The following is a 24,361-nucleotide window of genomic DNA, read 5'->3' as shown; positions in this document are numbered from 1 at the left end:
CTGCGGCGGCGGGCGTTATTCACCCGCCGGTTCCGGCTCCGGTTCATCGATATCCGGATTGAGTGTCTGGCCGGCATCAGCGGTCGGCTGACGCGTGAAGCCCTTGAGGTCCGCAAATTCGCGGGCATCGCGCTGGATTTCCACCGGGCTCAGCGCGTAGCCGGTCGCCAGTTCGGCAAGTGAACGAAGCGCATGCATGTGGATGCGCTCATAACCATGGCTGGCATCAACACCGAAGGTGATCAGAGCGGTGCGCACATCCGCGCCTGCTTCGATGGCGGTCGCCGCATCTGAGCGGTAGAAGCGGAAGACATCCTTCTGGAACTTGATGTCATTGTCCCGGCAAAGCTGCACCATCTTGCGGGTCAGATGAAAGTCGAACGGGCCTGTCTGGTCTGCCATCGCAATGGTGACACCAAATTCGTCCGAGTTCTGCCCGGGGGCAGTGGTGCCATTGTCGATGGCCACCAGGGAAGCGATGTCGGGCGTCAGGATCGATTGCGCGCCATGGCCGGTTTCTTCCGCGATGGTGAACAGCCAGAACACGTCGACTGTCGGCTCGACGCCCGATTCCACCAGTGCCTTGATGGCCGCGAGCATAACCGCGACCCCGGCCTTGTTGTCGAGGTGACGAGAAACGATAAAGCCGTTGTCCAGGAATTCGGGCGCAGGATCGATGGCGACGAAGTCACCGACATCGATGCCCAGCCGGTGCAGATCATCCACCGACTTGGAATAGGCGTCGACCCGAAGCTCGACATAGGGCCAGCCGACCGGCAGTTCATCGACACCGGTGTTGTAGGTATGGCCGGACGCCTTCAGCGGCAAAATGGTGCCGGTATACGCACCGCTTTCGGAAAAGATCGTCGTGCGGGCGCCTTCCGAAAACCGTGCGGACCAGTGGCCGATGGGGACAAGCTCCAGACGGCCGTTGTCCTTGAGCGATTTGACCTGAGCGCCGAGCGTGTCGAGATGCGACACGAAAGCCCGGGCAGGCCTGCGGGACTTGCCGGATACCCGTGCGCGGATACCGCCGCGGCGTGTAATCTCGTAAAACACCCCGAGCGCTTCCAGTTCCTTGGAAACATGACGGACGATCTCGTCCGTATAGCCTGTCGGGCTCGGGATTTTCAGAAGATCCCTCAGCCTGTCGTTCAGATAAGAAATATCGATATTCAGCAAAGTCATTGTCCGGCCCGGTTCAAGGTCGTCCTGACGGGCTGTGGCACCGACAGGGGAAACAGGAAGTCCACGAAGCGTTCGGCGGTTGGCTGAGGTTCGTGATTGGCAAGCCCCGGTCGCTCATTCGCCTCGATAAAGCGGTACTCCGGTTGTCGCGGGTCTTTGACCATCAAGTCAATGCCTGTCACCGGAATTTCAATGGCGCGCGCCGCCTTGATCGCAGCGTCTATCAGGGTGTGATGGGTTTCGCCGGTCACATCGTGGATGGTGCCGCCGGTGTGAAGGTTAGCCGTGCGGCGAACTGCCAGTGTCTTGCCAGCCGGCAGAACGTCTTCGAGTTGAAGCCCGTTTGCGCTGAGGCAACGCAGCACCTCGTCATCCACTTCGATCCTGGATTCTCCTCCTGTCGCAGCGGAGCGGCGTCGAGACTGAATTTCGATCAGCTCGCCGATCGTTGCCTTGCCGTTTCCGGTGACCTCTGCCGGCTTGCGCAGGGCGGTCGCCACCACCTTGTAGTCGATGACCACAAGGCGCAGATCCTGACCCGTAACGAATTCTTCCACCAGAACGTCGTTGGAGTAGGTGCGGGCGACATCCACCGCCGCCATCACGTCTTCGGTCTTTGTCAGCCCGATGGCGATGCCCTTGCCCTGTTCACCGCGCGCAGGTTTGACGACCACCGAGCCGTGTTCTTCCAGAAACGCGGCGATCTCATCGGCGGAACCGGCCAGGATCTGGTTCGGTACGCAGACACCGGCCCGCTCGACAATCCTGCGCGTCGTGGCCTTGTCATCGCAGATCGACATGGCAACGGCGCTTGTGAATTCGCTCAAGGATTCGCGGCAGGCAACCGAACGGCCACCATAGGACAGCCGGAAAAAGCCGCCTTCCGCGTCGATGATCTCGGCCTGAATGCCACGACGCCGCGCCTCGTTCACGACGATCGTGGCGTAAGGGTTGAGCTTGTCCTCGACAGCAGGGCCTGCAAACAGCGCCTCGTTGATCGTGTTCTTGCGCTTGACGGTGAAATAGGGAACCCGCTCGAAGCCGAGCTTGTCGTAAAGGCCGATGGCGAGTTCGTTGTCGTGCAACACCGACAGGTCCATATACGGCGTGCCTTTGCCCTTGAAGACTTCCGCCATGCGCCGGACCAGGGCTTCACCGATGCCCGGAAACCGGGCTTGCGGGGAAACGGCGAGGCACCACAGTGAGCTGCCGAGATCGGCGCCATTGGTTACCCGGCCATGATCCACGCCCATGGCAGTACCGACGATGACGCCGGTTTCGTCTTCCTCAGCCACAAGGACGGTGATGCTGCGCGGGTCGAGCTGCGACCAGAAGAACTCCGGCGGCACAGGCACCATGCCCCTGGTGAGGTAAAGTTCGTTGATCGCCTCGGCGTCGCTGCGCGAGGACAGCCGGCGCACGGTAAAGCCCGTGCGCCGGTTGCGCGCGGGCCGGTAGGTCGCAAGATCCAGACGGAACGTGTGCGATGGGTCCAGGAAAAGCTCCTGAGGCGCCGAGCCGACCAGCACATGCGGATCACGCACGTAGAACGCGATGTCGCGTCTGTCAGGACGTTCGTTGCGCAGCACCTCGACCAGCTTTTCGGTTTCGCTGTAGGTGTTGGCGAACACCAGCCGCCCCCAACCGCAATCGATGAAGCGGTTTTTCTGGGCTTCCGTCTCTTCCAGCCGGTATTCCGGCTTCAGGCCATGCTGGCGCATGCGTTTCAGGCGATGGTCGAACGCGCCCTTTGGTCGCGAAGGTTCATTCTCGGCCATGTTCAGACCTCCTGTGCCTGCAGCCACATTTCCAGAAGCGCGACCTGCCAAAGTTCCGAACCACGCAGCGGCGTGATGTATTTGGTCGGGTCGGCATAAAGTTTCTGCAGGTAAACCTCGTTGAAGAGGCCCCGTTCCCTGGCCGCCTGACTGGAAAGCGTGTCGCGCACCATGTCGAGATAGTCACCCTGGATGTATTTCAGGGCCGGCACCGGGAAATAGCCCTTCGGACGGTCGATGACAGCGCTCGGAATAACCTTGCGTGCCGCTTCCTTCAGAACGCCTTTGCCTTCCTGGGCCAGCTTGAATTCCGCCGGAATGCGGCCTGCAAGCTCGACAAGTTCGTGATCGAGGAAAGGCACACGCGCTTCCAGTCCCCAGGCCATGGAGTGGTTGTCGACGCGCTTGACCGGGTCGTCCACCAGCATGACGTTGGTGTCGAGCCGCAAGGCCTTGTCGACGGGATCTTCCGCACCGGATCGGGCAAAGTGTTGCTCGACGAATGCAAGGCTCTCGTCCCGCTCGCAGTGATAGGCAGGCGACACTGCCTCTGCCATCTGCGCTTCCGTGCGGTCGAAGAAGGCGGTGGCGTAGTCGGAAACCGGGCTGTTTGACCCCTTGAGCTTCGGATACCAGTGGTAACCGGCGAAGACCTCGTCCGCACCCTGGCCGGACTGGACCACGGTGATGTGCTTGGAAACCTCACGCGAGAGCAGATAGAAGCCGATGTTGTCGTAGGAGACCATGGGCTCCGACATCGCCTTGATCGCTCCGGGCAGGTTCGTCTGAAGCTCGGATGAGGGGATAAAAATCTGGTGGTGGTTGGTTCCATAGTGCTCGGCAATCAAATCCGAATACTGGAATTCATCGCCCTTTTCGCCGTGGGCTTCCTCGAAACCGATGGAGAACGTGGCAAGGCCTTTCTGACCCTCCTCGGCCAAGAGACCAACGATCAGGCTGGAATCCACACCACCGGACAGAAGAACGCCGACGGGAACGTCGGCCACCATTCGGCGGCGAACGGCCGTGCGCAGGCTTTCCAGAACCTCATCGCGCCAATCGTCGGCGGTGCGGGCGAGGTCTTCCGCTGATTTTTCAAACCGCGGTTCCCAGTAGGTATGCTCGGTCGAACTGCCGTCGGCTTCAATCGTCCGCACGGTGGCAGCGGGCAGCTTGCGCACACCGTTCAGGATCGTGCGCGGCGCGGGAACGACGGCGTGCCAGCTCATGTAGTGGTGCAGGGCAACGCGGTCGATCGACTTATCGATGCCGCCTCCGGCCAGCAAGGCGGGCAGGGAGGAGGCAAAGGCAAGACGTCCGTTGGCTTCACTGAGGTACAGCGGCTTGATGCCGAACCTGTCGCGAGCAAGGTGGATGCGGCCACTGTCGTGTTCGTGAATGGCGATGGCGAACATGCCGTGGAACCTGGAAAAACAATCCTTGCCCCACTCGGCCCAGGCCTTGAGGATGACCTCGGTGTCGCTGGTGGAGAAGAACGAATAACCGCGGTCCATGAGCTCGGTCCGCAGCTCCTGATAATTATAGATGCAGCCGTTGAAGACGAGCGACAGCCCAAGCGCCATGTCGGTCATGGGCTGAGTACCACGTTCGCTGAGGTCAATAATTTTCAAGCGCCTGTGGCCGAAAGCGACCCGGCCACGTTGCGTCACACCCATTCCGTCCGGGCCGCGCGCTGCCATTGCATCCGCCATCCGGCTGACCCGAACCACGTCTGCCTGGCTGCCATTGAAAACCACTTCGCCGCAAATGCCGCACATATTGAAAAAAATCTCCGTTTTGTAACTGGACGCGCACTATATAGAGCTCTAATCATTAGAGTTCAAATTAATAGAGGTGTAATGATGAAGGCGATGCAGTCATCGCAAGTGGTCAAGGCTATCCGGAAGATCGTCCGGGCCATTGACTTGCGCTCCCGGGAAGTGTCCAGGATGACCGGGCTTACCATCCCGCAAATCATTGTTTTACAAGGTATTCGAGATCTGGGGGAAGTGACGACCAAGGCTCTTTCCGACAACGCCGATCTGAGTTCGGCAACGGTTGTGACCATTCTCGACAAATTGGAAGAAAAGGGTCTCATTCAGCGATACAGATCCGTCTCGGACAGGCGAATCGTGCATGCCAGGCTGACGGAAAAGGGGACGGAGGTCGCTTCGAACCTTCCGGGCCTTCTGCATGACGAGTTCGAACGCAAGTTCGATAATCTGAAAGCCGAAGAGCGGGCAAACCTCGTAGCCTCCATCGAGCAAATTGCCGAAATGATGAACGCGCATAATCTGGATGCGTCTCCGATCCTGATGACTGGAAAGGTTTCAGGGTAGGATCACGCCAGCCGTTTCGAGGAATGGCTCGAGCCGCTTGCAAGGGCATCTGATTTCAGCGCGGCACCAAAGCTTTGCAACTGAGACTGAACACGGTCTGCCGGAACCGCCGGGGAGCAGATGTAACCCTGGATACCGTCGCACTTGTGGGTCACCGTCAGTGCAAATTCGCCTGCTGTTTCGGCCCCCTCTGCAATCACGCGAAGCCCCAGGCTGCGGCCAAGGCGAACAATTGCTTCAAAGAGCTGCTCTTGCTGCGGGTGGCTGTCTGCTCCGGAAATGAAGGCGCGATCGATTTTCAATTCCTGGAACGGCAGACGATGCAGATAACTCAGCGAGGAATATCCCGAGCCGAAGTCATCCAGCGACAACTGCACGCCGATCTGCTGAAGCTCGGAGAGGATATCCAGAACCAGTTGCTCCCTGGTATCCACAAAGACATTCTCAGTCACCTCCAGACACAGGCAACTGGCCGGTAACCCGTAGGTTTTCAAGGTTTGACGAACCGTTTCGGCAAAGCTGGACTGGCGGAATTGCAGCGGTGACACGTTGACCGACACTTGACCGAATTCGAACCCGGCCTGCCGCCACTGCGCTGCCTGCTTGCAGGCTGTGTCCAGCACATATCGGCCAAGCTCCAGGATAAGTCCTGTTTTCTCGGCGATCGGAATGAACTCTGCCGGCGGGATGTCGCCGCGTTTTTCATGGGGCCAGCGGAGCAGGGCCTCCAGGCCGATGAGATGGCCGTCAGCGGGACAGACCTGAGGCTGGTAATGCAGAACAAGCCGGCGGGTCTGGAGCGCGGCTCGAAGCAGCGTCTCCGTCAGCATTTCGCTTTGAACCCGGTCGTTGAGCGGCGGAGAGAAGAATTCGTATCGTGCGCCGGCGCTTCGTTTTGCCGCTCGCAAGGCGAGACCGGCCATGCGATGTGCGGTTTCCGCATCTTCCGCGTCTGTTGGCAGCAAGGCGATGCCGATGCTCGGTTCCACATGGATTTCACCTTCTTCCATCTGGAAGGGCACGGACAGCATGTCAATTGCCTGCACGGCGTAGTCTTCCGCGATCGCGCCTTTGCCGTCGAACGGAAGCAGAACGCAAAAGTCGTCCGCTGAAATCCGCGCGATTTGCGCGCTCGGACCAAAGATATTGGCGAGACGGGCGTAGGCCTGCAACAGCACGCGATTGCCGACCTGCTGGCCAAAAGTGTCGTTGACCTTTGCAAAACCGTTGAAATCGAGGTGAATGAGCGACGCGGAGAACGACCCGGACTTGGCACGCCGTAACACTTCGCTCAGGTCGGAAAAATATCTGGCGCGATTGCCGGCGGTCGTGACCGGGTCCGTATAGGCAAGCTTGTGCAGCTTGTCCTGAAGGTCGGTAACCCTTTCGAGCCCATGGGCAAGATCGCCGATTTCGTCCCTGCGGTCCGTGAAGGGAATACGTTTTGGCTGGAGCCCGGCAGCGAGTTCATGCGCCGCCTTTGCAAGTCGGCGCAGCGGGCGCAATTCGAAGCGTAAAACCACACCGCCAACGAGGATTACGGCAATCAGGATGAGGGCGGCCGCGGAGGCTATGCGGGTCTTCAGGCGGCTTTCGGCCAGAGCGAGGTCGTCTACCCAGCCGATGTCGACTGCAAGCGCACCGGCGATCTTGCCGCCATCGGTGACAATTGGTGTCATATAGGCGAGACGAAACCTGCCTTGAACCGGAACGTTGCCGGAAAAAGGCTGACCAGCCGAAAGATTGGCAAAGGCGGGGTGCCCTTCACTAATTGTGGAAGTCGGCAGGGTTTCCCCCTCGGCGTGGGGGAACGTCGTCGCAGAATTCTCGAATGAGCGGGTCCTGGCAGACCATCGGAACAGATTGGCAGCGCCCTGATTGGTCTTGCCGATGGTTTCGACCAGCGCATCCAGCTTTTCGCCCGGGCCGAGCAATTCACCGGCAGTTGCCTCGGAGATGCGTATCAGCGTCGGGGCACCCGTGCCTGCGAATTCGGGCATAAGCCTGTCATTCGTTCCATAACGCAGGATCGACGCTGCCGTATGGGCTGCCCGGTCGAGCCTTATGGTCGCGTTTTCCTGACTGGTTCTGGACAACTCAAGATAGGCAAGGCCGGAGACAAGCCCGATGCTGCAGAACACCAGGACGAGCAGCGTAACGCTGATCCTGAAGACTAGCGAATGTAGGCCGAGCCGTTTTATTGCACCAAATCCTTGTTAAATTCACGTATAAGGGGCCGGAACGACAGTCAGCACGCAAAAGTAATTCTCATTCGCTACGAAATCCTGAACATGGGCAAGAGAATTGGCGGAATACAGCGGTGCCGCTGCCAATTTCGCACCGGGACATCCGGCACACATTGGCCGCTGCTCACCGGCCGGAAGCGACGGCAGCAGCCAGTGCCGGGCTGTACCATCTCTGACATTGATCATGAGAGGGAAGGTCGGTGGTCGTCATCTTCCGGGGAACGCGCGCCAAAGCCATTGGAAAATCGGCAGAAAGGCGTTAGGACGGGTGGTTGGTTCGGCAGTTCGCGGACGTGCCGATCTGCGCAGTGTTTTTCGGGAAGACTGATACTTGATTTCTCTCAGACCAGTTTTGAACGTTCTCGGATTTCTGTATGTCGGCCTGGCGACAGCCATGCTCATTCCGGCGATCGTGGACGTGGCCCAGAAAAACGCCGATTGGCAGGCCTTTGTCTTTTCCGCACTTCTGACGGGCATGATCGGCATGCTTTTGTCCCTGGCCGTAGGCGGCTCGCTGCGGGAGGGGTTGGATACCCGGCAGACGTTCGTGCTGACGACGCTCGCCTGGACCACCTTGCCGGCTTTCGGCGCGCTGCCGTTTCTGTGGCTGGGCATCGGCTACGCGGATGCGGTTTTCGAGGCTGTTTCCGGATTTACCACCACAGGATCCACCGTTCTGACGGGTATCGACAGCCTGCCACCGGGCTTGCTGGTCTGGCGGTCGCTGATGCAGTGGATGGGCGGTGTCGGTATCATCGTCATGGCCATCGTGCTGCTGCCGTTCCTGAGGATCGGCGGTATGCAGCTTTTCCAGAGTGAGAATTCCGACAGGTCCGAAAAGATCGTCAGCCGCTCGGTGGAGCTGATCCGTCTGATCGGGCTTGCCTATCTGTTCCTGACCTTCCTGTGCATCGTCGCCTATCTGATCACCGGCATCGAGCTGTTCGACGCCTTCAATCACGCCCTGACCACGATAGCGACAGGCGGGTTTTCCACCCACGACCAGTCCTTCGGCTATTTCACCAATCCGGCGTCAGGGTGGGTCGCGATTGTCTTCATGATTATCGGGGCCCTGCCGTTCGTGCTTATCGTTCAAGCCTTACGCGGCCATCCGCTGTTGCTCTGGCGCGATCCGCAGGTAAGGGCACTGCTTGGGTTTCTGGCTGTCGTCGCAATGACGCTGACAGTCTACCTCGGCCTCAATATGCACTTTCCCTTTGATGAGGCCCTGCTGAGAGCCACCTTCAACGTGGTTTCGATCGTAACCGGCACCGGTTATGCGCTCGGCGATTATTCGCAATGGGGCGCGCCGGTCGTCGGCATCGCGCTGCTGTTGATGTTCGTCGGCGGGTGTACCGGTTCGACGACCGGCGGCATCAAGATTTTCCGCTTCCTGGTCTTCTTCGGCACGGTCCGTGCGCATCTGCGCCGTATGGTGCGGCCGCACCGGATCATGTCGGAAGAATACGGCGGCACCAGACTGACGCCTGAATTGTCCTTTTCGGTTCTGGCTTTCCTCGTCGTTTACATGGGGTCGGTCGGCATCATCACGGTTGCCTTGTCCTTCTTCGATCTGGATCTGGTCACCGCCATTTCCGCTGCGGCCACGTCGGTGGGCAACGTTGGCCCGGGCCTGGGTCCGGTTATCGGTCCTGCCGGCCATTTTGCTCCCTTGCCGGATGGCGCCAAGTGGCTGTTGTCCTTTGCCATGCTGGTCGGCCGCCTTGAGCTGTTCACAATCCTGGTTCTTCTTGATCCGGATTTCTGGTCCAAGTAACCGGAAAGCTCACCTGAACGAACGGGGCGTCCGGCCCTGATCTGCACGAGAGAGATGTGTCATGAAGTTTTCCGCGCCCCTTGTCAGCGGCCGTCTGGTCAAGCGCTACAAACGCTTTCTTGCCGATGTTCTTCTGGACGACGATGGCGGTGCAATCACGGCGCATTGTGCCAATCCGGGGTCGATGCTCGGTTTGAAGGAGCCGGGTTCACGGGTCTGGCTGTCGGCTTCGGACAATCCGAAACGGAAGCTTAAATATTCCTGGGAAGTGATCGAGGCTGACGGCGCTTTGGTGGGGATCAACACGGCGCATCCCAACAAACTGGTGGAAGAAGCGATCGAGGCGGGACGGATAGCCGAGCTTGCAGGATACGAAAACCTGCGCCGTGAAGTGAAATACGGCAAGAACTCGCGCATCGACATTCTGCTGGAAGGTTCGGATGGCGCAAAGACCTATGTGGAAGTGAAGAACGTCCACCTGATGCGGCAAGCCGGCCTTGCTGAATTTCCCGACAGTGTCACCGCGCGCGGTGCGAAGCATCTCGTGGAACTGGGCGACATGGTGGGCGAGGGTCACCGTGCGGCAATGGTGTTTCTGGTGCAGCGGCCCGATTGCAGCCGGATGAGCCTGGCGGACGATATCGATCCTGCCTATGCCGCCGCCTTTGCCGAGGCGAGACGCGCCGGTGTGGAGGCCTTTGCAATCGGCTGCGATGTCCGGCTTGACGGCATCGATGCGGTCAAGCCGGTCGAGATTATCGCCTGACATTGGGTCAAGACAAACTTGATGGGCGACTGCTGTTACGCCTGCCGCACGACAATCGGCGTGCCACTGGGTACACGGTTATAAAGATCGATGATGTCCTGTTGGAGCAGGCGCACACAGCCGGACGATACCGCCTTGCCGATGGACCAGGTTTCCGAGGTGCCGTGCAGGCGGTAGAGCGTGTCGCGGTTGCCTTCGAAAATATAAAGTGCCCGTGCACCCAGCGGGTTGTCGAGGCCCGGCGGCATGCCGTTCCTGTATTTCTCGAGTTCGGGCTGTCGGTCGATCATTTCTGAGGGCGGCGTCCACTTGGGCCAGGCGGCCTTGCGGGCGATCCGTGCACGGCCGCCCCAGGCAAACCCCTCCCGGCCGATGCCGACGCCATAGCGCATGGCCTGACCACCCTCCATGGTCAGGTAGAGAAACCGGTTGGGCGTATCGACGATGATCGTGCCGGCCGGTTCGGGAGCGGAATAGTTGACCAGTTGGCGGTAGTAGACCGGATTGATCTTGGACAGATCGACCGCCGGGATCGGGTAGGGTTCTTCAGGCATTGCACGGTACATCTGAAGGTACTCGGGCGATATGCGCACAGCTCCTCCCGGACCATTGGCTGGGTAACCAGGACCTGAAAGTTGTCCGGTTCGCTGGCTGGAAGCGCAGCCGGTCACAAGAGCGGCTGCGGCGGAGGCAAGGAACAAACGTCTGGTGAGCATTCCGTTTCCCGAAGTAGGCTGTCTGAGGATGTTTTCCTATGAGCAACGCATGAAAGCCGCCAAAGTTCTGATTTGCCGTGTTTTTTTCTCAGGAGTCTGAGCTGCCTTTAAGGAATGATCTTGTGTCCCAGACGCAAATCGACCGGCCAAACGCGATGTCTGACCGGCCGGCTGTCGAATTAACGGAAGATGACCTGTGAACCTGACTGGAAAGTATCAGAGGACGCTGTTTTCGCGGTTCCTGTCACGAACCTCAACCTTTCCCAGTTGTCATTCCCGCGAAAGCGGGAAACCAGGACACCATGAGGTTACTAGTTCCCCGCTTTCGCGGGGATGACAATGTGGTTGAAGCAATCGCCCCGGGTCACCACTATCGGGTATCACAATGAGGACGTGGACCGGGGTTTGGCCTGTCCGTGGAACGGGTGTCAGCCCGCGGTATCCTTGGCGAGCGGCGGCTGAAACTGCCAGCCCATGTCCCAGGGGAAATAGATCCAGGTGTCCTGCGAAACTTCCGTAATGAAGGTGTCGACCATGGGCACGCCGACCGGCTTTGCATAAACGGTCGCGTAGTGGGCCTTCGGCAGCATTTCGCGAACGACCTTCATGGTCTTGCCGGTGTCGACCAGATCGTCGATGACCAGAACACCGCTGCCTTGGCCGCCTTCCAGGTCGACGACTTTGGGGTCGATCGGCTTGATGACCTTGAGCGAGCCCTGGCTGTCGTAATCATGATAGGACGCAATGCAGACGGTTTCGATGGTGCGGATGCCGAGTTCGCGTGCAACGATGCCGGCCGGGACCAGTCCGCCACGGGTGATGCAGACGATGGCTTTCCATTCGCCTTCGCTGGACAGGCGCCAGGCCAGAGCGCGGGAATCTCTGTGAAACATGTCCCAGGAAACAGGGAATGCTTTGTTTTGGGCTGGGTTTTCCATTTCTAGTCCTTCAGATTATCCCGATAGGTCTGCAACTGCGTCCGCCACGTCCTTGACCGCGGCCATCAGTATGGCCTCGTCCCGCGAGCGGATTACGATTTGTGTGCTGAACTTGCCGTCCGTCGCTCTCGGATAAGATCCGATCAGGGTTTGCGGATGTGCATCCTGAATGGCGGCGAGGCGCTCGGCGATGCGGCTCTCGGGCATATCGGCGGCAACCGTTTCCGACAGCATCTTCTTGCCTGTCCGCAGGTCAGGTGCCAGCGCGTCCATCATCGCCTGCATGATGGACGGCACACCCGCCATGACGTGAACGTTTTCCATCCGGAAGCCGGGAGCCTTGGACACCTTGTTTTCAATAAGGTCGGCGCCTTCCGGAATCCGGGCCATCCGCTGGCGGGCCGGAGTGAATTGTCCCAGCGGGTAATGCGGTTCCATGATGGCGACGGCGCGCGGATCGAGGTTCAGAGGAACTCCGAAAGCTTCGGCGATGCTTTCCGCGGTGATGTCGTCGTGAGTCGGGCCGATGCCTCCGGAGGTGAACACGTAGTCGTAACGCGCCCGCAACGCATTGACAGCGCCTATGATTTCCGGCTTTTCGTCCGGAACAATGCGCACTTCCTTCAGGTCGATCCCGAGCGCAGTCAGGTAATCGGCGAGGAAGCCTATGTTCTTGTCCTTGGTGCGGCCGGACAGGATCTCGTCACCGATGACCAGAAACGCAGCCGTTACAACGTCATCTGCCCTCTGACCGGTCATCTTCGCACTCCCTGACACATGGATGGGGATTGGCTTTATCCCAGCTTGAGGCTTGGCTCAAGCGAAAGCGGGCTTATTGCCCGGGAGTCCAGCCATAAATATCATCGAACCGGGCGGCGAGGCTTTCCGGTTTCGACAGTCGCAACACGGTGTCGCGGGCAAAGGCCATGGCGCCGCCGTAGTGAAACGTGCGGGCATTCTTGAAGGAAATGCCCTGGATGTGCTGGACCCTGTCTTTGCGTTGTCGCTCGAAGGCCCTGAAGGCCGCAGGAATGTTCTCGACGTCCTTTGGCATATGCTTTGCCAGCACCGCAGCATCTTCTATGGACATTGCCGCCCCCTGGGCCATGAACGGCAGCATTGCGTGAGCGGCATCGCCGATCAAGGCAATGTTGCCATGGGTCCAGGGGCCCGCAGCACTGACGCTGCACAGTGCCCATTTCAACCAGGTTTCGGGGACCGTCAGCAGGTTTCGAACCTCGGTTGGCCAGTCCCTGAAAATTTTCAGGAGGGTTTCCTTGTTTGCCTTTGCAGACCAGGTTTCGTCCTTCCAGGATTCTTCGACAAGCCCGACGATGTTAAGTTCCCGTCCGCCGCGAACCGGGTAATGCACCAGATGCGCGCTCTTGTGGAACCACAGGCCGGCATCCTGCCGCCAGCGCGCGGGAACCGCATCAAGTGGCACGGTCGCCCTGTAGGCAACCTGGCCACTGAAATGTGCGTCTTCGTGCCCTGGAATAAGCCGGCGGGTTTTGGACCAGACACCGTCTGCGCCGATGAGTGCCTTGCAATGCAGATTTCCGGTGATCTCGTCATCCTGGAACATGCAGATCAGGTGGTCGTAGGGAGAGGCTTCCAGATCGAGAACTTCGCTGGAAAGGCGCAGGGAAATGCCGTCGGTGGCTTGCACGTGCTCCAGAAGAACGCGTTGCAGATCTGCCCGGTGGATTTCCCAGAAGGGATAGCCATGACGCTCCTTCAGGAAGGCGCCCATGGTGACCCTGGCCAGCTCTTCACCGGATTTTGCCGACCAGATCTTCACGAAATCCGGGGCATATGCATACGGCGCCAGATCTTCCAGCACGCCGAGCTGGTCCAGCACGGAGCAGGCATTGGGGGATAGCTGCAGACCGGCGCCGACTTCCGACAATTGCCGCGCCTTGTCCATAAGGACGATCTCATGACCTTGAGCGCGCAGGCTGAGGGCAGCCGTCAGACCGCCAATACCGGCGCCGGCAATGATGATCGGATGACCGATCTGGCCGTTGTTGCTCATGATCAGGCCAATTTATCAGGCGGCAGCAGGTGCCCAGGTGCAGTCTGAAGGCGAGGATTCGGTTGCCTGCAGTGTCTTGTCGAACTTGTAGAGCGTGGAGCAATAGGGGCAAACCACCTCGTTCTCACTGCCCATGTCCAGGAACACATGCGGGTGATCGAACGGAGGATTTGCGCCGATGCACATGAATTCCCGTGCGCCGATGGCCACCGAATCGTGTCCGCTGGAGTTCTGGAAATGCGGGACGACATGATCCGCCATGTTGAAATTCCTCTGTCTCGAAAGGGTTGGACCCCGATAGCAAATTTTGCGGACCATATCCATTTGTAAAATATATGGGTAGACCCGTAGTCTGCGATCCACAACCGCAGGCGGGCCGCAGCTTAACCTGGAAATGGGCTTTACCTTCGCTGCCTAAACCCCTTACTCTACCATGCAATTAGGTATTCCGTTTACGTAAGGGTTAAAGTCTTAGATGCCTCAATTCGAGTTCGACGGTGTGAGGATCGCCTATCAGGATCAGGGCGAGGGTGACCCGATCCTGCTGATCCACGGGTTTGCATCCAACAAGCAGGTGAACTGGCAGTACCCCGGCTGGGTCGACCTGCTGGTGGATGACGGCAGGCGTGTGGTCACCATCGACAATCGGGGCCACGGCGAAAGCCAGAAATTCTACGATCCGGCTGCCTATGGCGCGCCGGTCATGGCTGAGGATGCCAAGCGCCTGCTCGATCATCTGAACATCGAACGGGCCGACGTCATGGGTTACTCCATGGGGGCGAGGATCTCAGCCTTTTTGACCCTCAATCATCCGGACAGGGTTCGGCGCGCGATCTTCAGCGGTCTTGGCTACGGTATGATTTCCGGTGTCGGCGATCCGGAACCGATCGCAGCAGCGCTTGAGGCCGACCGCATCCAGGACGTCTCCGACCGCACCGGGCGGGCCTTCCGGGCTTTTGCCGAGCAGACGGGATCCGACCGGCGGGCACTGGCGGCCTGCATGCGCTCCTCTCGTCAGAAAATCAGCGAGGAAGACGTCGCGCGTATCGAACGGCCTGTCCTGATTGCCGTTGGCACGAAAGATGACATTGCCGGATCGCCGCACAAGCTGGCGGCATTGATCCCGCATGCGGAGGTTCTTGAGATTCCTGGCCGCGACCACATGGTTGCGGTGGGCGACAAGGTGCACAAACAGGGCGTTCTGGCGTTCCTGAACAACGTAGAAGCGTAAGGCTCGGGACCGCCGAACGGGCCCTTTCAGGCGTTCGGCATGGGTGATCGGGTTATGTGGGAGGTAGCATGGGGCCGAAGCGTGTTGAATTCCAGGGTGCGGAGAGGAACAGTCTGGTTGCAGATCGCTACGGGGTAGGGGATCTGCCGGTAATCATGCTCCACGGCGGCGGCCAGACCCGGCATTCGTGGGATGGAGCAGCGCGCAGAATCGCGGATCTCGGCCACCCGGTCTATTCGCTGGACCAGCGCGGACACGGAGAAAGCGACTGGGTCGCCTCCGGCAATTACACATTCGACGATTTCGCCAAGGACCTTGTGGCTGTCACCGGTCAGGTTGAGGCCCTGCACAAGTCAAAGCCGGTTGTGGTCGGCGCATCGCTGGGCGGCTTTGCTGGCATGCTGGCAGAAGGACAGGAAAACACAGGCGGTCTTTCCGCACTGGTGCTGGTGGACATCACGCCGCGGATCGACATGGGCGGTGTTGCCAAGATCCTGGGCTTCATGGGCGACAGGGTTGATGATGGCTTTGCCGACGTGGAAGAGGCTGCCGATGCGATTGCCCGCTACCTGCCGAACCGGACGCGGCCCAAGGACCTCTCGGGCCTGTCGAAGAACCTTCGTCTCCACGCCGATGGCCGCTATCGCTGGCATTGGGATCCGGCGTTCCTGAAGTCCAAACATCATCAGGATGAGGACAAGGCGGTGGAATCCCAGGAGCGCATGCTGGCAGCGGCCGGCAATCTTTCCCTGCCGGTTCTGCTGATCCGAGGGCAGAACTCCGAACTGGTCTCGATGGATCATGTGCGTGAGTTTCAGGAGCAGGTCCCGCACGCAAAATTTACTGATATTCGAGACGCCGGGCACATGGTTGCCGGTGACCGCAACGATGTTTTCGCCGGAGCTGTAGAGGACTTCCTGATCGCGCTCAAATCCGACGCGGCCATGGCCTGAGGCCTGAGACTGATCAGGCGGTCAAATACCGGCAAGTGTTCGTTCTTCGGTCGGGGCCGAATAGCGGAGTCGTTTCAATCTTCTGATCCAAAGTGTTCACAGGTTGATTCAGGTCAGGTTCCGTGCGGCCGTTGCTGTCAGACCCCGGAAAACACCGGCGCTCTCTTTTCCAGAAAAGCCCTGCAGCCTTCGCGGTAATCGGCGCTGTCGATGCAGGCCTGCGCGTTTGCGAGATCGGTGGTAGCGTCTGTCTGAATGCCGGGCAGGGCCAGCCGGTTGATGGCCTGCTTTGCCGCTTTCAGGGAAAGAGGCGCATTGGCGCATAGTACCGCGCTCAGCGCTTCAATGTGGCGGTTCAGCTGCGTGTCATCCACCACCTCGTTGACGAGGCCCATATCGAGCGCCTTTTCCGCCGTCAGGCGCTCGGCCGAAAACAGCAGTCTCTTGGCGTTGGAAGGCGAAACAGCTTCCAGCAGATCGCCGAGCGCTTCGGGTGGATAGGCAAGGCCAAGCCTGGCTGCGGGAATGGCGAAAAAGGCGGAGCGGGCAGCAATCCGCAGGTCGCAGGCGAGAGCGAGGCCAAGCCCGCCGCCCAGGCAAGGACCTTCGATTGCCGCAATGACCGGAACAGGCAGAGCCTTCAAGGCCTTGAAGGCAGCCACATTGATGTCATCGTAGCGTTTGGCGGCTTCCGGCGTGGAGCGGATGGCTTCGAATTCCGAAATGTCTGCACCTGCGCAAAAGCTTTTGCCCCCGGCACCGCGCACGATGCACACCCGGATGTCAGGATCCTGCGCCAGGTCGGCCAGCAGACCCGGGATTGCCTGCCAGGCTGCAAGCGGCAGCGCGTTTTTCCTGTCCGGGGCATTCAGCACAAGTTCCGCAATCTGACCGCTGCGAACCACCATCGGGTTGCCGGAAGGGGCTGTTTGGGACGTTTGCGTAGGCATGACTTAACCTCAAAATACGATTCAGTTCGCAAGCTGCTGAAAATCTTCGGCTATCAGGGTTCATTCGAGACAGTCATATCTGATATCAGGAAGTTTGATTTGGGAATATCAGACGACAGTCCTATTTTAAGGGCCACTCGTGACGGCTTGAAAAGGAGACAGGCCATGTCAGCATCGATCGGCAAGACCGGTTTGAAAGAAGTTCCGACGCATGATCCGGTCTGGCATCAATTGCGGGATGAGGCACAAGCGATGGTCGCGGCAGAGCCGGCCCTGTCGTCCTTCGTCTATGAAACAGTTCTGAACCACGACAGCCTTGAAGAGGCCGTGGTCCATCGCCTTGGCGACCGGTTGGGCCGGGACATCGTTTCCGCATCGCTGATCCGCCATACCTACCTTGAAGCGCTGGCTGATGAGCCGGAGCTGGCCAAGATCTTCCGTGTCGACATTGTTGCTGTCTTTGACCGCGACCCGGCATGCTTCCGTTTCCTGGAGCCCGTACTCTACTTCAAAGGCTTTCACGGGTTACAGACGCACCGGCTGGCGAACTGGCTTTGGCGCCGGGGCCGAAAGGATTTCGCCCTCTATCTGCAGAGCCGTTCCTCGGAAGTGTTCCAGATTGATATTCACCCGGCAGTTCCTGTCGGAAAGGGTATCTTCATTGACCACGGCACAGGTATCGTCGTTGGCGGCACTGCGGTGATAGAGGACGATGTGTCGATTCTGCAGGGCGTCACCCTCGGCGGGACCGGCAAGGAAGACGGCGACCGTCATCCGAAAATCCGCCGCGGCGTCCTGCTCGGAGCGGGCGCCAAGGTACTTGGCAACCTGGAAATCGGCCATTGCTCACGCATCGCGTCGGGATCGGTCGTACTTCAGGACGTGCCTGCAAACACCACCGTTGCCGGGGTTCCAGCCAAGATTGTCGGCAAGGCGGGTTGCGCAGAACCGGCGCGCAGCATGAATCAACTGCTCGGCGAAGATGCCAGTCAATCGAATTGAATTTCCGGTTTCAGGAAGACGGGGAAAGCTTGCGGAAAGGCTTTGGCATTTCCGTTCGCTCCTGTAGGGTCCGCGCCAGAATGATGATGAAAGAAAAGAACAGGAGAGCGCCGTGAAACCCGACGAAATCCGAAAGATCGAAGCCTATCTGCGTTCGAAGTTCGAGAACAAGACCATCAAGGTGCAGGCCCGTCCGCGCAAGGACGACTCTGCAGAGGTTTATATCGGCGATGAGTTCATCGGCGTCATCTTCCGGGATGATGAGGATGAAGATCTGAGCTGGAACTTCCAGATGGCAATCCTGGAAATCGATCTGGACGAAGTCTGAGGTTCAGGCTTGTGATCGTGTTTTGAAAAAGGCGGCTTCCCTCGGGAGCCGCCTTTTTCGTGTTCTGTCTATTCGGGGAGACCAGTTATTTGATCCGGTAGCTTTCGATGCTGGCGACGACGTCTTCATCCAGGCGGCGCCAGTCGGGCAATAGCGACTGATCGAAGCTGTAGCGCAACTCCAGGCCGGAGGCGAAGACAATGGCGCGATGGCAGCGGGCCTTGCCGGAAGAAGGCTCTTTCCGGCAGCGCGCGATGAAGCCGTTCTGAACGGCCGGGTCGTAGACGATGAGATCCGTCGCTGTCGCGCGGCGCGCAGACAGCGTCAGCACCTTCAAGCCGGCAGGGCCTCTTTTCTCGCCTCCACGGGCCAGGCGCCTGTAAAACGGATCAAGCCTTGCCCGCAGGCTTTCCCGGCCCGGGTTGCTCTCAAGTTCGACCTGGATTTCCGCCGGGCTTGTCCAGCCTGTGTCACCGTCTCCGCTTGCACTTGACGACCAGTGAAGGTTCAGCCGCAGGGTTGCAAATTCAGCATTGGCTCCAAGGGCCTGCCGTTTCTGAAAAGCTGTCGCGATCAGGTTCAGCGGCATTTCAAAGTGGGTCGGTCCGATGGCAAAGCGTACTGGCTGGTCATGTCTGACACTTGCCTCCGCTGGCCAGCCGAACGACCAGGTGTAGACCTTTCCGGCAATATGAGCCGTGCCAAGCACACACATTGCCAAAGCCAGCCAGGTGAAGTGGCGGGGGTCTGTCCTGATTGGCCCTGGCAAGGAGACGGGTATCACGACTTCAGTCCCTTGGTTCGGTGTGCACTGTTCTGGGACAGACTGTCCTGAAACGGTACAGGTGTCCCGCTGGGGGAAGGTGTCAACGCCGCTCCAGGTGGCTCAAAGGAAGGGATTTGGCGCATTTGCCGATCCGGCACAGTCTTTGCTCTTGACCCTTTACGAATTCTTAATCACTTTCCGCGGGAAAGAGTTAACAGGGGGTTAACGGCCGTGTTGTTCAATCTTCTTATCGTTGGATATATTGCATGCGCCGGATTTGTAGCGTCGGGTGTACTGGGTAGCCTCTATCAGTTGATCACGAAGCAGCCGCCGAAGTTCTCGTTCGATGGGGAGGGGATCCTGTCGTTTCTTGCGGGGATGTTCCTGTGCGTGTTCGCCGGGCCCTTCATCATCATGCGCAATGCCATTCGGGGACGCAGGATCGAAAAGCGGCCGTTGGGCTGGCTGGTCGCCTCTTCCACCATCGCCGGTATGTGGAGCATGTGTTCCGGTGTTATGGTGATCAACGTCGCCCTGATCATGGTTGGTTACACCTGAGGTCTCATGCCGGTCTTTGCTCTTGATGGACGTTCGCCCGTTTTCCCTGAGAACGGTGAATACTGGATCGCGCCGAATGCAACGCTGATCGGCGATATCATTCTTCACGAAGCTGCAAGTGTCTGGTTCAACGCGGTGCTGCGCGGTGACAACGAGCCGATTACCGTCGGCATGCGTTCGAATGTGCAGGACGGCTGTGTCTTCCACACGGATATGGGCTTTCCGTTGACCATCGGCGCCAATTGCACGATCGGCCACAAGGCCATCCTGCACGGCTGCACGATCAAGGACAATACGCTGGTGGGCATGGGCGCGACGATCCTGAACGGCGCTGTCATCGGCTCCAACTGCATCATCGGGGCGAATGCACTGATCGCAGAGGGCAAGGAAATTCCGGACAATTCACTCGTTGTCGGCGTGCCTGGCAAGGTGGTGAAGACTTTGCCGCTGGAAGCGGCGAACGGAATCGCGAATTCCGCTGACGGCTACGTGCGCAACTGGCGCCGTTTCAAGGCCGGACTGCGGGAACTCTGATCCCTTCTGACCTGTTCCGTTGAACCGACCCTCGTAGCCGGGTCTGAAAAGGCGGGAACCGGCCCGCGGGGGGCAGGCCGGTTCCCTGGATCCGGTCGTGGTAGGGATGGGGAGGGTGGGGACGCGACCGGATCGTCCTAGAGGCCGGCTTTCTGCCGGACCAATCCCAATCCTAATTGGACACGCTACTGACGGTGGTCACACGCGTGTCGGCAATGCCTGTCCACTGCACGGGCGAGTTGGCGGACTGGCGTTTGATGTAGCGGTAGGGTGTCGAGTACCAGGGCAGGACTGCCTCGATCTGGTTGTCGAGGATCATGTCACCATGGTCGGTACGAACTGTCAGAACCGCGTGTCCCGAATTCTGCGTGTCCTTGGCGACGGTGATCAGCAGGGCGCTTTTGGGCCAGCCGGCTTGAAGCAGCACGCGCTGTTTCTCAAGGACATATTCTTCGCAGTCGCCATAACCGTTGACCGGGTACGTCCAGTACTCTTCCCTGCCGAAGAGGTCCTGATCGGTCATCGGGCGGATCCGGCGGTTGACTTCCTTGTTGATGGCAATGAGTTCGTTCCAGCGAGATTCATCCAGCTTCACGACTACCGGTTCGTACTTTTCATTCGGACAAGCCCCGGCGTTGTCGCGGCAGAATTGCTCATAACCGACGGGTGGTTTGACAACCGTCTTCATGTCCATGAAGCGACCGGGATCTGCCTGTGCAACCGATCCCAGGACGGTGCACGAAAACAACATTGCAGATGCGAGTACAGTTCTTTGAAGTAGTTTCATCGTAACGCCCTCCCCAAGGCTGACGTAACGATGACTGAATGATTTTTACTTGGAGAAAATCTTCAAAGTAAAACTCTATTTGTATTTTATAGGTGTTTGAATTTGTTTTTATAGTTATTTGAATTTACTTTAATTCAATTTGGAGGAAAATTTTCATAAAATTTGATCTATCCTCCAGAAGCCCTTGAAATATCGAGATATTGGCGATCGTCAGGTGGCTGAAAACAGGCGTTCGATAGCGCGTTTAACGGGCTGAAACGTACCCTTTCTCCTGCCCCGAGAGCGGGAAAGGAGCGCGAAAGTTTTTTTGATTTTTTCAAAAGAGCGCTGAAGGAAAGGGAGTGCCGCCGCCTCAAACACTGTCTAAATTGCCGTCTGAAAACGAAAAGACCCGGCAAAAGGCCGGGTCTGTCAAAATCTTGAATGAGCACTTGTGTCAGGCGGAAATGCGCCCGTCAGCTATCCTCGGGTGCCGATATGTGCTGTTCCAGCAATTCGCGGCTCTGCACGGCTGCAAATTCGACTGCGATGCCGCCTTCGATGCGGCGTATGACACGCGCATGCATCTTTCCGAGCGTGATCGAGTCGCCCATTTCCGGCAAGATATCCGTGGCGATGGCCGCGCCTGACAGGGACACATCTATGATCCGGCAGACATGCTCCGAGCCGTCCGGCAGGATCATCTTTGTCATCGGGTTCTTGGGCACGAAGCGGTCGTGGCGCCGATCTTCGGGAAGATTGAGCTCGTCCCGGTTTGCGAGCCAGGTGAGAACGTTGGCGATCTTGTCGCGTTTGCGCACGGTGTTGCGCAGTTCCACCGCAAAGCCACCATCTATCAGACGGGAAATCGTGCCCTCGACGCGGCTCAGGTGATCGAGATAGGCAATCACGCGCTCGCCGACCCTGCCGGTGACCGGTGTGATCATGGCCATGCCACCTGGCGACATGTCGATAACCTGACAGGGATATTCGCGCCGGTCTTCTAGCATGAAGCGGCCCAGAATGTTGACCTGGACACGTTGATGGCGCCGGCGGTCAGTGACTTGAAGCGATCTGCTTCCTTCGGTTGCTGTTGCCACTCCGGCGCTCATGCCCATTCTATCCAAAACGATGCGCAAATCGCATTTTCCCCGGCTGAGATGCGATTCAAAAGACGTCTGCTCAAACACTTTAGGTAGCTGGGGTTAACGATGTGTAAGAGTGTAGCTCAGAAGGGGCTCAGGTCCAGACTTGGGATCGATAAAAATGCGGGCAGGGCCGCGATGCCGGCGTTTGGAGAGATTTCCGGCCTGGGGAGAAAAGATATCGGGAGTAAAAATCCGGAAGGGTCTACTTATTTCCGGCTGAGAGGACCGCAATTTGACGGGCTTTCAAAAGACATCGGGCCGGCTGATTCTCAGCCGGCCCGATGTTTTTAGGCAAACAGGCAAACCACCGCACCGGAAGTGCGGTTCGGATCAGGACTTTCCGCCGGAATAGACAGTCAGATGGCCGACCTTGCGCTCCGCTCCGTTCGGTAGGGGCGGGGTCGGCATGGCGAGACCTTCTGCCGTGAAACGCGGCAGGATCGGATTGATCGTCGCCGCGGGGGAATCCACGAAATAGGGGCGCTCGTCCGGCCAGACCAGGCGAAGGCTGCTGATGGACTGGTTCAAAATGGGATGCAGGCCGATCCAGTAGGGCTTTTCCATGGGAGTGCAGCTGCCCAGAACACGGATCCGTCCTTCACCGGGAACGTTCAGCGGAACCAGCAACATCTCCATTTGCAGGATCTGACCCCGTTCCGTGTGGCCATTGATGCCGATCACGGCAGCGGCTGCATCTTCGGTGATGGCGGCCAGCAGGCTTTCCAGCGCTTCGCGATCTTTCACGCTCCAGCCACGCAGGAAGTTGCGGCCCTTGAGTTCCCGGCAATGGGCGGAACACAGACGCGTGCCGGCCAGACGGTAGCGCACGTCCTTGGGGCCGTTCGTTTCGAGAATGAACGTGTCGCCGAGCAGGCCGCGGATTTCACCCGGATCGACTTCGCTGCGGTTCGGCGCGGGGCGTGCGCCGCGAAGATTGTCCCAGTAGTTGTAAAGAGTTTGCGTTACGCCGTGTTTCATCTGGTTCGCCTCTTTGCCATTCTTGCGCCCGGTGTTTCGTCTCAAGACACTGCTTGTTCCAAAACGGGACGAAATTGCTTCCCTGTTGATTTTTGACCTCTACAAAGCAGGGGGCGTGCCAAGTGTCCGGAGGCGCTAAAGTGTGCTGGCGGGCCGGAAATTAAGGTTAATTTTCAGTAAAGCTTGTTTTGCGGCATTTTGGCTGGCAGCTTAACGAACAGTTCACATAGACAGCGGGTGGGAGGAACCTGATGTTGCAGGCCAGGCTGCGGGCCGATAGGTAAGCCGCCAAGAGCTGCCTCGGTAAAACAAGCGCCGGCAGAAGTGAGCAATTGTCCTGAACGGGCGTCGTGGGGACGCGACCGATTTTCGGGGGGCATCGCAAAGCGCTGGTCACCTTTCGGGTGGCCGGCGCTTTGTATTTTCAGGTTTCTGGTGGAGGGGAACTGGCAAATCAAATTCACCAAAACCCGGTTTCTCGGCATCGGGCGGTCGAACCGCTCTTGTTTTGTCTTCGATCTGGCTTAGAAGAAAGACACGAAAGGCAGAGGGTCCATGAACGTTTACCGCATCGATGAAGAACGCGCCCGGCGTGAGAAAGCCCAGAAGGAACAGCGTCCTCAACGGCCGTCCGGTCCGCCTGTCTTCAATCTGCCTGGTATCATTGTCTGGCTCGGCGGTATCCTGATTGCGATCCATGTTCTGCGGGAAATGATCCTGCCGGTGAACATTTCCAATCTGATCATAGAGCTGTTCGCGTTCTGGCCGGTGAAATACGCCTATTTCAGCAGCCTGCAGCCGCTGGATCTCGTCTCAAGCCTCTGGGCCTTCGTCACCTACAGCCTGCTGCATGGCGGGGCCATGCATATTATTTTCAACCTGCTCTGGATGGCGATTTTCGGTAGTGCCGTCGCCAGACGCTTCGGCGTTGGGCGCTTCCTGGTGTTTTCAGCCGCCTGTTCAGTTGGCGGGGCCTTGGCTCACCTGGCCACCCATTGGGGCGAGGGGGCACCCATGATCGGGGCCTCGGCAGCCATATCCGGCCAGATGGCGGCGGCCATCCGCTTCGTGTTCGAGCGTGGAGGTCCGCTGGGGGCAATCCGCAGCAACGATCCGACGGCCTATTTCGTTCCCGCTCAGCCCCTGGCGGAATGTCTGCGCAATCAGCAGGTTCTTGTCTTCGTCGCGGTGTGGTTCGGGCTCAACCTGTTCTTCGGACTGATGAGCGGTCCCGTGGCGGGCCAGCCGGCCAGTGTTGCCTGGCAAGCCCACATCGGCGGGTTCGTCGCAGGCCTTGCCCTGTTTCCTTTCTTTGACCCGGTGCCGCAGCGGCGGAATTCCTGAGGTCAGGCTGAAGGGCTTTC

At 58.8% G+C, this 24,361-nt stretch carries 24 protein-coding genes; 10 read left to right on the top strand and 14 right to left on the bottom strand.

Going from position 1 to position 24,361, the window contains the following annotated elements:
- Nucleotides 1-15: 15 nt before the first annotated feature.
- Genes V1T76_RS05300 through V1T76_RS05290 form a run of 3 tightly spaced genes read right to left on the bottom strand, consistent with a single transcriptional unit; the run spans nucleotide 16 to nucleotide 4,744 of the window.
- Nucleotides 16-1,188 (bottom strand): osmoprotectant NAGGN system M42 family peptidase, encoded by a 1,173-nt coding sequence (locus tag V1T76_RS05300; RefSeq protein WP_330559565.1) that lies wholly within the window; start codon nucleotides 1,186-1,188, stop codon nucleotides 16-18.
- A complete protein-coding gene (gene ngg / locus V1T76_RS05295) occupies nucleotides 1,185-2,966 on the bottom strand; it encodes an N-acetylglutaminylglutamine synthetase (RefSeq protein ID WP_330559564.1) in 1,782 nt (593 codons plus the stop codon). The genes V1T76_RS05300 and ngg overlap by 4 nt, the downstream gene beginning before the upstream one ends.
- Nucleotides 2,967-2,968: 2 nt before the next feature.
- The gene (locus V1T76_RS05290; RefSeq protein ID WP_330559563.1) at nucleotides 2,969-4,744 is read right to left on the bottom strand and encodes an N-acetylglutaminylglutamine amidotransferase; all 1,776 of its coding nucleotides are present in this window, start codon (nucleotides 4,742-4,744) and stop codon (nucleotides 2,969-2,971) included.
- An 81-nt stretch (nucleotides 4,745-4,825) separates the two neighbouring features.
- Here V1T76_RS05290 and V1T76_RS05285 point away from each other — a divergent pair, with 81 nt between their 5' ends.
- Nucleotides 4,826-5,305, top strand: a complete 480-nt coding sequence (locus V1T76_RS05285) for a MarR family winged helix-turn-helix transcriptional regulator (protein ID WP_330559562.1) — start codon at nucleotides 4,826-4,828, stop codon at nucleotides 5,303-5,305.
- Nucleotides 5,306-5,307: 2 nt separating this feature from the next.
- On the opposite strand, the gene V1T76_RS05280 is transcribed toward V1T76_RS05285, so the two are convergent.
- Complete coding sequence (locus tag V1T76_RS05280; protein WP_330559561.1) at nucleotides 5,308-7,446, bottom strand: EAL domain-containing protein; 2,139 nt, start codon at nucleotides 7,444-7,446, stop codon at nucleotides 5,308-5,310.
- A 457-nt stretch (nucleotides 7,447-7,903) separates the two neighbouring features.
- On the opposite strand from V1T76_RS05280, the gene V1T76_RS05275 reads away from it, so the two are divergent.
- Entirely contained in the window at nucleotides 7,904-9,328 is a 1,425-nt protein-coding gene (locus V1T76_RS05275) for a TrkH family potassium uptake protein (RefSeq protein ID WP_006940490.1), read from the top strand.
- Between the two features lie 61 nt (nucleotides 9,329-9,389).
- Nucleotides 9,390-10,094, top strand: coding sequence for a DNA/RNA nuclease SfsA (sfsA, locus tag V1T76_RS05270; RefSeq protein ID WP_330559560.1), 705 nt, complete (start codon nucleotides 9,390-9,392; stop codon nucleotides 10,092-10,094).
- 35 nt (nucleotides 10,095-10,129) lie between these two features.
- Here the strand turns inward: sfsA and V1T76_RS05265 are convergent, their stop codons facing one another.
- From V1T76_RS05265 to V1T76_RS05245, 5 genes are all read right to left on the bottom strand, one after another.
- A complete protein-coding gene (locus tag V1T76_RS05265; RefSeq protein ID WP_330559559.1) occupies nucleotides 10,130-10,810 on the bottom strand; it encodes a L,D-transpeptidase in 681 nt (226 codons plus the stop codon).
- A 428-nt stretch (nucleotides 10,811-11,238) separates the two neighbouring features.
- Nucleotides 11,239-11,748 (bottom strand): xanthine phosphoribosyltransferase, encoded by a 510-nt coding sequence (gene gpt / locus V1T76_RS05260; protein WP_330559558.1) that lies wholly within the window; start codon nucleotides 11,746-11,748, stop codon nucleotides 11,239-11,241.
- A gap of 15 nt (nucleotides 11,749-11,763) precedes the next feature.
- A complete protein-coding gene (locus V1T76_RS05255) occupies nucleotides 11,764-12,507 on the bottom strand; it encodes a competence/damage-inducible protein A (protein ID WP_330559557.1) in 744 nt (247 codons plus the stop codon).
- Between the two features lie 73 nt (nucleotides 12,508-12,580).
- A complete protein-coding gene (locus tag V1T76_RS05250) occupies nucleotides 12,581-13,783 on the bottom strand; it encodes an FAD-dependent monooxygenase (RefSeq protein WP_330559556.1) in 1,203 nt (400 codons plus the stop codon).
- 15 nt (nucleotides 13,784-13,798) lie between these two features.
- Entirely contained in the window at nucleotides 13,799-14,044 is a 246-nt protein-coding gene (locus tag V1T76_RS05245; RefSeq protein ID WP_006940484.1) for a zinc-finger domain-containing protein, read from the bottom strand.
- Between the two features lie 214 nt (nucleotides 14,045-14,258).
- Between V1T76_RS05245 and V1T76_RS05240 the strand changes: the two genes are divergently transcribed.
- Nucleotides 14,259-15,014 (top strand): alpha/beta fold hydrolase, encoded by a 756-nt coding sequence (locus V1T76_RS05240; RefSeq protein ID WP_330559555.1) that lies wholly within the window; start codon nucleotides 14,259-14,261, stop codon nucleotides 15,012-15,014.
- Between the two features lie 68 nt (nucleotides 15,015-15,082).
- Nucleotides 15,083-15,967: an alpha/beta fold hydrolase gene (locus V1T76_RS05235; protein WP_330559554.1), complete on the top strand. Its 885-nt coding sequence runs from the start codon at nucleotides 15,083-15,085 to the stop codon at nucleotides 15,965-15,967.
- A 137-nt stretch (nucleotides 15,968-16,104) separates the two neighbouring features.
- On the opposite strand, the gene V1T76_RS05230 is transcribed toward V1T76_RS05235, so the two are convergent.
- On the bottom strand, nucleotides 16,105-16,917 hold the full coding sequence (locus V1T76_RS05230; RefSeq protein ID WP_330559553.1) for an enoyl-CoA hydratase: 813 nt from the start codon (nucleotides 16,915-16,917) through the stop codon (nucleotides 16,105-16,107).
- Nucleotides 16,918-17,082: 165 nt separating this feature from the next.
- Here V1T76_RS05230 and cysE point away from each other — a divergent pair, with 165 nt between their 5' ends.
- Nucleotides 17,083-17,919 (top strand): serine O-acetyltransferase, encoded by an 837-nt coding sequence (gene cysE / locus V1T76_RS05225; RefSeq protein WP_330560218.1) that lies wholly within the window; start codon nucleotides 17,083-17,085, stop codon nucleotides 17,917-17,919.
- Between the two features lie 112 nt (nucleotides 17,920-18,031).
- Nucleotides 18,032-18,247: a DUF3126 family protein gene (locus V1T76_RS05220; RefSeq protein WP_006940479.1), complete on the top strand. Its 216-nt coding sequence runs from the start codon at nucleotides 18,032-18,034 to the stop codon at nucleotides 18,245-18,247.
- A gap of 85 nt (nucleotides 18,248-18,332) precedes the next feature.
- On the opposite strand, the gene V1T76_RS05215 is transcribed toward V1T76_RS05220, so the two are convergent.
- The gene (locus V1T76_RS05215; RefSeq protein ID WP_330559552.1) at nucleotides 18,333-18,962 is read right to left on the bottom strand and encodes a hypothetical protein; all 630 of its coding nucleotides are present in this window, start codon (nucleotides 18,960-18,962) and stop codon (nucleotides 18,333-18,335) included.
- Nucleotides 18,963-19,244: 282 nt separating this feature from the next.
- Between V1T76_RS05215 and V1T76_RS05210 the strand changes: the two genes are divergently transcribed.
- Entirely contained in the window at nucleotides 19,245-19,571 is a 327-nt protein-coding gene (locus tag V1T76_RS05210) for a DUF6949 family protein (RefSeq protein WP_330559551.1), read from the top strand.
- Between the two features lie 6 nt (nucleotides 19,572-19,577).
- Nucleotides 19,578-20,105, top strand: a complete 528-nt coding sequence (locus V1T76_RS05205; protein ID WP_330559550.1) for a gamma carbonic anhydrase family protein — start codon at nucleotides 19,578-19,580, stop codon at nucleotides 20,103-20,105.
- Between the two features lie 172 nt (nucleotides 20,106-20,277).
- Here V1T76_RS05205 and V1T76_RS05200 read toward each other — a convergent pair whose 3' ends face one another.
- The 3 genes from V1T76_RS05200 to V1T76_RS05190 all read right to left on the bottom strand — a co-directional run bounded on the left by V1T76_RS05200 (nucleotide 20,278) and on the right by V1T76_RS05190 (nucleotide 22,997).
- Entirely contained in the window at nucleotides 20,278-20,799 is a 522-nt protein-coding gene (locus tag V1T76_RS05200) for a transglutaminase-like cysteine peptidase (protein ID WP_330559549.1), read from the bottom strand.
- Nucleotides 20,800-21,347: 548 nt separating this feature from the next.
- A complete protein-coding gene (locus V1T76_RS05195) occupies nucleotides 21,348-21,983 on the bottom strand; it encodes a PilZ domain-containing protein (protein WP_442970085.1) in 636 nt (211 codons plus the stop codon).
- Nucleotides 21,984-22,349: 366 nt separating this feature from the next.
- Entirely contained in the window at nucleotides 22,350-22,997 is a 648-nt protein-coding gene (locus V1T76_RS05190; protein WP_330559548.1) for a PAS domain-containing protein, read from the bottom strand.
- 555 nt (nucleotides 22,998-23,552) lie between these two features.
- On the opposite strand from V1T76_RS05190, the gene V1T76_RS05185 reads away from it, so the two are divergent.
- Complete coding sequence (locus V1T76_RS05185; protein WP_330559547.1) at nucleotides 23,553-24,341, top strand: rhomboid family intramembrane serine protease; 789 nt, start codon at nucleotides 23,553-23,555, stop codon at nucleotides 24,339-24,341.
- Nucleotides 24,342-24,361 lie beyond the last annotated feature (20 nt).

Origin of the sequence: Roseibium sp. FZY0029 (assembly GCF_036350355.1) — a bacterium.
GTDB lineage: Bacteria > Pseudomonadota > Alphaproteobacteria > Rhizobiales > Stappiaceae > Roseibium.
Note: the sequence above shows the minus strand (reverse complement) of the source record. Positions and strands in the feature narration are given on the sequence as shown.

Bases quoted from the DNA above. Each gene is read 5' to 3' on its own strand.
- V1T76_RS05300 (WP_330559565.1), bottom strand. From the start codon at position 1,188: ATGACTTTGCTGAATATCGATATTTCTTATCTGAACGACAGGCTGAGG.
- ngg (WP_330559564.1), bottom strand. From the start codon at position 2,966: ATGGCCGAGAATGAACCTTCGCGACCAAAGGGCGCGTTCGACCATCGC.
- V1T76_RS05290 (WP_330559563.1), bottom strand. From the start codon at position 4,744: ATGTGCGGCATTTGCGGCGAAGTGGTTTTCAATGGCAGCCAGGCAGAC.
- V1T76_RS05285 (WP_330559562.1), top strand. From the start codon at position 4,826: ATGATGAAGGCGATGCAGTCATCGCAAGTGGTCAAGGCTATCCGGAAG.
- sfsA (WP_330559560.1), top strand. From the start codon at position 9,390: ATGAAGTTTTCCGCGCCCCTTGTCAGCGGCCGTCTGGTCAAGCGCTAC.
- V1T76_RS05265 (WP_330559559.1), bottom strand. From the start codon at position 10,810: ATGCTCACCAGACGTTTGTTCCTTGCCTCCGCCGCAGCCGCTCTTGTG.
- gpt (WP_330559558.1), bottom strand. From the start codon at position 11,748: ATGGAAAACCCAGCCCAAAACAAAGCATTCCCTGTTTCCTGGGACATG.
- V1T76_RS05255 (WP_330559557.1), bottom strand. From the start codon at position 12,507: ATGACCGGTCAGAGGGCAGATGACGTTGTAACGGCTGCGTTTCTGGTC.
- V1T76_RS05250 (WP_330559556.1), bottom strand. From the start codon at position 13,783: ATGAGCAACAACGGCCAGATCGGTCATCCGATCATCATTGCCGGCGCC.
- V1T76_RS05245 (WP_006940484.1), bottom strand. From the start codon at position 14,044: ATGGCGGATCATGTCGTCCCGCATTTCCAGAACTCCAGCGGACACGAT.
- V1T76_RS05240 (WP_330559555.1), top strand. From the start codon at position 14,259: ATGCCTCAATTCGAGTTCGACGGTGTGAGGATCGCCTATCAGGATCAG.
- V1T76_RS05235 (WP_330559554.1), top strand. From the start codon at position 15,083: ATGGGGCCGAAGCGTGTTGAATTCCAGGGTGCGGAGAGGAACAGTCTG.
- V1T76_RS05230 (WP_330559553.1), bottom strand. From the start codon at position 16,917: ATGCCTACGCAAACGTCCCAAACAGCCCCTTCCGGCAACCCGATGGTG.
- cysE (WP_330560218.1), top strand. From the start codon at position 17,083: ATGTCAGCATCGATCGGCAAGACCGGTTTGAAAGAAGTTCCGACGCAT.
- V1T76_RS05215 (WP_330559552.1), bottom strand. From the start codon at position 18,962: ATGTGTGTGCTTGGCACGGCTCATATTGCCGGAAAGGTCTACACCTGG.
- V1T76_RS05205 (WP_330559550.1), top strand. From the start codon at position 19,578: ATGCCGGTCTTTGCTCTTGATGGACGTTCGCCCGTTTTCCCTGAGAAC.
- V1T76_RS05200 (WP_330559549.1), bottom strand. From the start codon at position 20,799: ATGGACATGAAGACGGTTGTCAAACCACCCGTCGGTTATGAGCAATTC.
- V1T76_RS05195 (WP_442970085.1), bottom strand. From the start codon at position 21,983: ATGAGCGCCGGAGTGGCAACAGCAACCGAAGGAAGCAGATCGCTTCAA.
- V1T76_RS05190 (WP_330559548.1), bottom strand. From the start codon at position 22,997: ATGAAACACGGCGTAACGCAAACTCTTTACAACTACTGGGACAATCTT.
- V1T76_RS05185 (WP_330559547.1), top strand. From the start codon at position 23,553: ATGAACGTTTACCGCATCGATGAAGAACGCGCCCGGCGTGAGAAAGCC.